The organism is Arsenophonus endosymbiont of Bemisia tabaci Q2 (assembly GCF_902713415.1).
In the GTDB taxonomy this organism is placed as follows: domain Bacteria; phylum Pseudomonadota; class Gammaproteobacteria; order Enterobacterales; family Enterobacteriaceae; genus Arsenophonus.
In genome coordinates, this window is record NZ_CACTIE010000098.1 from 1 (window position 1) to 7150 (window position 7150).

Consider the following 7150-nt stretch of genomic DNA (forward strand, 5'->3'; position numbering starts at 1 on the left):
CCAAGTCCTTATCCCAGTACTTCCTAAAAACAGTGTAATCATGATGGATAATGCAACTTTTCACAAGAAACAGAGTATTCAACAAGTCATCATCGATGCAGGGCATATGGTGAAATATTTGTCTACCTATTCGCCAGATCTTAATCCAATTGAACATAAATCGGCACAAGCTAAATACAAAAAAAGAGCGCTCGGATGCGACACAGATATTTTGTTTGTACTCAATATGGTATAATCAAAATTAAGTCGCTTATCTATATGATGAATAGCAACGGCGATCGTCCTATGCATAATAGTCATCACCAAGGCAAAGTCATGAATCAACCCTTCGATTTTCAGCATCCCAACAGTATTAATGGCCGACCTTTTTCAAAGCATGAATTGGAATTTAATGTCGTTAAAGGTCAATATAAACGCTGGGTCATTTCCGGTCGTGGTGACATGATTTTACATTCTTTTGATATTCATCGAACCCAATTTCGGATCCTTAGCGAGAATGGTCAAGCTGTGGCTCCTCACCGACAAGGGTGGAAAAAGATACTGTACGAATTGATGGCGATATCAGTGAGGTGCTAATAAAATTTGATCATGTAGCAACCCAGGCACATCCTTATATGGCACATTGTCATTTGTTAGAGCATGAAGATACCGGCATGATGGTCAGTTTCTCGGTTAGCTAAGATATTAACTATTTTATTTATGTTGTTAATCAATATTGAGTAAGGGCATTTTATCGCATCTTTATTGTCCTTATGTTAGAATGTACGGTTTTTACTTCCATGAATGCCTAAAGTTATGAAACAAATTGTAGAAGTCATGATCTCAGAAGCGGATGTTAAACAACGTATTGATGAGATGGCAAAAGAGATTGTTAAACATTATAAATCATTGCAAGATGAGTTGGTGTTGGTTGGTCTTTTGAAAGGCTCTTTTATTTTTATGGCTGATTTATGTCGTAAAATTGATATCCCGCATGAAGTCGATTTTATGACGGTATCAAGTTATGGCAATGGGATGACTTCAACTCGCGATGTGAAAATTATTAAGGATCTGGATGAAGATATTCGCGGCAAGCATGTTCTGATTGTTGAAGATATTATTGATTCTGGTAATACACTCAAAAAAGTCCGTGAAATTCTAGAATTACGTAGTCCTAAATCTGTCGCTATTTGTACGTTATTAGACAAACCTTCTCGACGTGAAACAGAGGTTCCTGTTGAATGGACTGGTTATGCTATTCAAGATGAATTTGTTGTTGGTTATGGTATCGACTATGCGCAGCAATATCGACATTTACCTTATATCGGGCATGTTATTTTACTAGACGATTAAACAGTAGTGTTATTTATTGACTGAAAAAATCGAACTAAGGTTCGATTTTTTGCGGTGTTTATTTTTGCTTGTTTAATTTAGCAATAGCTTGTCGATAAGTGAGTTCAAGTTGTTCAAGGCTATTAGCCGTCACATTAAGATCATTGAGTCTGCCATGATTTATACCGTAGACCCAGCAATGAATGATGACGTTTTGGTTGCGTAGCCAGGCAGATTGTATTATTGTTGAATGATCAAGATTATAAACTTGCTTGATGACATTGAGTTCACATAAACGATTTGCCCGTTCTTGCGGAGCCAGTTCACCTAAAATTGAGCTATGTTTAAACAAGATATCACGCACATGCAGTAGCCAGTTATTAATTAGGCCCTGTTCACTATTATCAATTGCAGCTTCAATACCAACACAACCATAGTGACCACAAACGATAATGTGTTCAACTTTTAGTACGTCAACAGCATATTGGATAACAGATAGGCAATTTAAATCAGTATGTATCACCAAATTAGCGACATTGCGATGGAAAAATAGATCGCCTGGTGCTGCTTTAATTAATTTTTCGGCCGGAACTCGGCTGTCAGAGCAGCCTATCCACAGAAAATGTGGATTTTGAAATTTTGCTAATTCTTTAAAAAAGAGGGATTTTCTTTAGTTACCGATTCTGACCACTGTAGATTGTTTTCAAACAGTTGTTTAATTTTTTCCATCATAATTCACATGGATTAGTTATGTTTAACTGCGATAATAATCATATACAAGATCAATTTATTTTTTAATATTTACTAGCTGTTAGTTATAGTTTAATTGAAAAAGATTGCTAATGGTGTGATTTATTATCATGTATGGAATAAAATAAAAATAGATAAGAAAGGTTTTTTTATGACTTATGCTTTAGAACTGCTTCAGCTTACAAAAACCTATCCTGGTGGAGTGAAAGCATTAACTGGTATTGATTTACAAGTTGAGGTAGATGATTTTTATGCCTTATTAGGACCTAATGGCGCGGGTAAGTCAACGACAATTGGTATTATCAGTTCATTAGTCAATAAAACGAGCGGTAAAGTGAGAGTCTTTGGTTATGATCTCGATAAAGACGTGGTGAATGTTAAGCGTCAATTGGGACTAGTGCCACAAGAGTTTAATTTTAATCCGTTTGAAACGGTATTACAGATAGTGCTGAATCAAGCAGGTTATTATGGCGTTCCGCGTTCCTTAGCCTTGTCTCGGGCAGAAATGTATCTTTTTCAACTGGCTTTGTGGAATAAACGTAATGAGCCTGCGCAAGATCTCTCCGGTGGCATGAAACGGCGTTTAATGATTGCTCGCGCATTAATGCATCAACCAAAGTTATTAATTTTGGATGAGCCAACCGCAGGGGTCGATATTGAGCTGCGCCGTTCAATGTGGAGTTTTTTAAAGACTTTAAATGCGCAAGGCACCACCATTATTTTAACGACCCATTATCTGGAAGAAGCGGAAATGTTATGTCGTAATATTGGTATTATTCAATATGGAGAATTGATTGAGAATACCAGTATGAAAAAACTACTCAATCAGTTGGAGTCAGAGACGTTTATTTTTGATTTGGCGCCAAAGAGTGCTATTCCTACATTAGATGGTTATAAATTCAGGCTGGTGGATACTTCAACACTAGAAGTCGATGTATTTCGAGATCAAGGCCTGAATAGTTTATTTAGCCAATTTTCTGAGCAAGGAATACAGATAACCAGTATGCGTAATAAGGTAAATCGTTTGGAGGAATTATTTGTTGGTTTAATCAATAAACAGCATCCACTATCGATAAAGCAAGGGGAAAATAGATGACTCAGCTCTACTGGGTAGCGATGAAAACCATCTGGATCAAAGAAATAACACGTTTTGCGCGTATTTGGGTACAAACTTTACTACCACCAGTGATCACTATGTCACTCTATTTTATTATCTTTGGTAGTTTAATTGGTTCAAGAATTGGCAATATGAATGGCGTGAATTACATGCAGTTTATTGTTCCTGGCTTGATTATGATGTCGGTGATCACTAACGCTTATGCTAATGTTTGCTCTTCTTTTTTTGGTGCAAAGTTCCAAAAAAGCATTGAAGAATTGCTGATTGCACCAGTTCCTACCTATATTGTGATAATTGGTTTTGTTGGCGGTGGGGTTGCTAGAGGGGTATTGGTTGGTCTTTTTGTCACGCTGGTTTCGCTCTTTTTTGTCCCATTACATATTTATTCATTGTGGGTAGTAATTATTACTGTATTAATGACAGCAATTTTATTCTCATTAGCTGGATTGGTGAACGCGATATTTGCCAAGACATTCGATGATATTAGTATTATTCCTACCTTTGTCTTAACACCATTAACGTATTTAGGCGGTGTTTTTTATTCTTTGTCACTTTTGCCTGAATTTTGGCAAATGCTATCTAAGCTTAATCCGATTGTCTATATGATCAGCGGGTTACATTATGGATTTCTTGGCATTAGCGATGTTAAATTATCTATTACCTTATCCGTATTAGTGATTTTCATTGTTATCTTATATGCCATAACTTGGTACTTAATTGAAAAAGGACAAGGATTAAAAACGTAATTACTAGTGCTGCATACTGGCATAAATATATAAGGAATTTCGCTATTTTTAGCGCTTTCGCTGCATTATCTTTATGTTGCTCTCATGGTTTTTTTCTGATAATGTTGGTTAATTTTATAGATAATGGTAAAAGTTTATGATGGTGAGTCGTGTGGCAGGAGTAAATAAAAATAATAAAAAATTCAGTTTAATTTTAAGGTGTCGGAACCTATAGTAGTTTATCTATTTTCTATAGTAATTTGTTTTTTATTATAATTTGAATTTAATTTTTTAACTGTAAAACGTTTATAAACGTCGATTATTGGTTTTATTTTAAAAATTATCTGTTTTTTATTTTTATGCTGTTAATTTTTTTACTGTTAGCTGGTGAGTATTTAAAATTGTTACACCAACATAAGTTAACTCCAATTCTTTTTTAATAACGGCATAGTATAATCGCAACCATTAATGCCTTTTCTGTTACCAGATAATAATCATTTTTTGAAAATTTTTTCATTTATAGCTAAGCGTCTTAATTTTGATTACAAAAATATATGTTTTTCTCCAATATAAATTTACTGATATAGAGTAATTACTTGTAATCATTTTAAAGTCGCCTAGCTATAAATCTCATTTTAGTTACCTATTTATTTTTTCTGACAATATTATTTCTAAACAACTAATATTTTATTACCTATGGCTACTAATCGTGTTCCATTTTAAAATGGAAGTTTATTTTTTAAGTTATGCAGTATTTAATTTACGGTAACAATTTTATTATTAATGAAATTTTATTATTAAATATTACGATCGATATATAGCTTGCCCATAGCCAATTGAATGATTAGCTAAGTTACCATAAAGTCAGCTCATTTTTAGCAACCTGCTGCAATCTATCACTGAGTAATTCATCATCCGGAATGCGTAGCTGAGGGGCAATTTCTGCTAAGGGATAAAGCACAAATTCTCGTTCTTTAAGGCCATAATGAGGGATAGTTAAATGCGTTGTCTGAATAACCTGTTGGCCATATAACATAATATCCAAATCGAGAGTTCTTGGTCCCCAACGATCGGCTTTACGCACTCTAGCATGCATTAATTCAATCGATTGAGTATGTTTAAGCAGGGTTTCGGGCAATAACTCAGTATCTAACGCGATAACGGCATTGAGATAATCAGGCTGATCTTGTGGCCCCATCGGTTTAGAGCGATAGAAAGAAGAAACGGCAATTGGTTTGGTATTCGGTAATTGCTGCAATTCTCTAATGGCACTTTGTACTTGTTGTAAGGGGTCATCTAGATTGCTGCCAATGGCGATATAAACACGTTGCATATTTAATTAACTCTGTTGTTTTTTATTGGCTTACGGTTAGTGTGATTTCGACGACTTGTCCAGTTACGACGATGAGTCGGGATACTTCCTAGCTCTGAGATCATTTCATGCTGTAGGTTATTATTGGCTTGTTGAAACTCAGCCCACCAATGAGCCAGTTCTTCTAATTCACGTCGTTGTTTCACGTTGGCGCGTAGCTCCAGGAGATCAAACGCTGCGCGAAATTTTGGATGTTCAAGTAGCTTATCTGCTTTTTTCCCTTGGCGCCGTGGTAGTCGCAATTGTAGCTGCAAGATATCGCGCATTTTTGAAGTAAGCCGTTTAGGGATAGCGATAGAACGGCATTGTTCATCGAGGATATCATTCATTGCGATCGCAAAGGCTTCGTAATAGGGTAAGCCACTTTCCTGAGAAAGCCTTTCGCCATGTTTTACCAGTGGATACCATAACATGGTAGCAAATAAGAATGCAGGATTAACTCGTTTATTATTTTTTATTCGATAATCAGTATCTTGCAAAACCTGATTAATGATAAGTTCCATCGGTGAATTATCATTGGCGGTGAAGTGTCGTTCAACTAACGGAAACAATGATTGAAAGAGACTATAACGCCTTAATTGTTGATAGGTTTGATAACCTTGACCAGTCTGAAGTAATTTGAGCGACTCTTCAAATAGACCTGCAGATGGAATGTCTTTTAATAAAAATGCCAGTTGTGGAATAGGCTTGGCAGTTTGAACATCAATTTGCATATTCAGTTTCCAGGCAAACCGAATAGCGCGTCCCATCCTAACGGGATCTTCTCGATAACGGATTTTTGGATCACCTATTAGGCGAATAGTGTCATTTTTTAGATCCTCAAATCCACCAACATAATCGCGTAGGGTAAAATCGTTAATTCGGTAATATAGACTATTGATGGTAAAGTCGCGACGAATGGCATCGTCTTCAATGTTACCAAAAATATTATAATTAAGCGACTTAATTTTGATTACAAAATATATATTTTTTCCAATATAAATTTAATGATATAGAGTAATTACTTGTAATCATTTTAAAGTCGCCCAGCTATATCTCGCAGTAACATAACACTTTGTGCCTGGTGAGCCATATCCTTATTATTAGTATCAGTTTGCTCATGATAACCACGAAAAGTAGCAACTTCGATGATTTCATAACCAAACATGATATGCGCTAAACGAAAACGGCGTCCGACTAGACGACAATTACGAAATAATTTGCGAATTTGTTCAGGTGTTGCATTTGTAGTAACGTTGAAGTCTTTAGGTTTTTAATAGTAAATCTCTGACGCTACCACCGACCAGATAGGCTTCATAGCCAGCATTATTTAGACGATAAAGCACTTTCAGTGCATTGTCACTGATGTCTCTTCGCGAAATAGGATGCTTATCGCACCGAACTATGGATATTGAAGTATTTATAGCAGAATCGGGTGTCGTCTGTTTATCTGCTAATTGAGCACTTTTAATGATTTTTTTACTCCGATATCTTTTTGTTAGTATAGCTAGGCGACTTTAAAATGATTACAAGTAATTACTCTATATCAGTAAATTTATATTGGAGAAAAACATATATTTTTGTAATCAAGATTAAGACAGTTAGCTATAAAGCTTTTACCTTAGTTTTGGACCTAGTGTCAGTCGCAGAACTATCATAAGATTTCTGTTTACTTCGATTATTCTTTTCTTCTTGTATCAATAAATTACGACAGAAATTGGCTACCCGGGTAAAAATAATACACCTCGATATCTAATGCGATTTTAGTTAAAAAATAAATACTAATAATTAATCCTATCTTATAAGATTTTTTTTGAGAATGCCTAAGTATAGCTAAGCGTCTTAATCTTGATTACAAAATATATGTTTTTATCCAATATAAATTTACTGATATAG

At 35.2% G+C, this 7150-nt stretch carries 6 protein-coding genes and 3 pseudogenes; 6 read left to right on the forward strand and 3 right to left on the reverse strand.

The genetic code is table 11. From position 1 onward, the window contains the following. From ARSQ2_RS05400 to hpt, 3 genes and pseudogenes are all read left to right on the forward strand, one after another. Positions 1-235: transposase (locus ARSQ2_RS05400; protein ID WP_181994625.1), on the forward strand; the 235-nt coding region annotated here is incomplete at its 5' end. Between the two features lie 50 nt (positions 236-285). Then, a pseudogene (locus tag ARSQ2_RS05405) lies at positions 286-680 on the forward strand (multicopper oxidase domain-containing protein); the annotation flags it as partial. Between the two features lie 115 nt (positions 681-795). Further along, the gene (gene hpt / locus ARSQ2_RS05410) at positions 796-1332 is read left to right on the forward strand and encodes a hypoxanthine phosphoribosyltransferase (protein WP_181994626.1); all 537 of its coding nucleotides are present in this window, start codon (positions 796-798) and stop codon (positions 1330-1332) included. 58 nt (positions 1333-1390) lie between these two features. On the opposite strand, the pseudogene can reads toward hpt, so the two are convergent. Continuing rightward, a pseudogene (gene can / locus ARSQ2_RS05415) lies at positions 1391-2043 on the reverse strand (carbonate dehydratase). A 169-nt stretch (positions 2044-2212) separates the two neighbouring features. Between can and ARSQ2_RS05420 the strand changes: the two are divergent. Both ARSQ2_RS05420 and ARSQ2_RS05425 read left to right on the forward strand, forming a co-directional pair. Beyond that, entirely contained in the window at positions 2213-3157 is a 945-nt protein-coding gene (locus tag ARSQ2_RS05420; RefSeq protein ID WP_181994630.1) for an ABC transporter ATP-binding protein, read from the forward strand. Next, entirely contained in the window at positions 3154-3924 is a 771-nt protein-coding gene (locus ARSQ2_RS05425; protein WP_181994627.1) for an ABC transporter permease, read from the forward strand. Before ARSQ2_RS05420 ends, ARSQ2_RS05425 begins: the two co-directional genes overlap by 4 nt. Before the next feature lie 832 nt (positions 3925-4756). On the opposite strand, the gene folK is transcribed toward ARSQ2_RS05425, so the two are convergent. After that, the gene (gene folK, locus ARSQ2_RS05430; RefSeq protein WP_181994628.1) at positions 4757-5236 is read right to left on the reverse strand and encodes a 2-amino-4-hydroxy-6-hydroxymethyldihydropteridine diphosphokinase; all 480 of its coding nucleotides are present in this window, start codon (positions 5234-5236) and stop codon (positions 4757-4759) included. Between the two features lie 2 nt (positions 5237-5238). Beyond that, a pseudogene (pcnB, locus tag ARSQ2_RS05435) lies at positions 5239-6678 on the reverse strand (polynucleotide adenylyltransferase PcnB). A 98-nt stretch (positions 6679-6776) separates the two neighbouring features. On the opposite strand from pcnB, the gene ARSQ2_RS05445 reads away from it, so the two are divergent. After that, positions 6777-6914 (forward strand): hypothetical protein, encoded by a 138-nt coding sequence (locus tag ARSQ2_RS05445; RefSeq protein WP_181994629.1) that lies wholly within the window; start codon positions 6777-6779, stop codon positions 6912-6914. Positions 6915-7150: the final 236 nt, after the last annotated feature.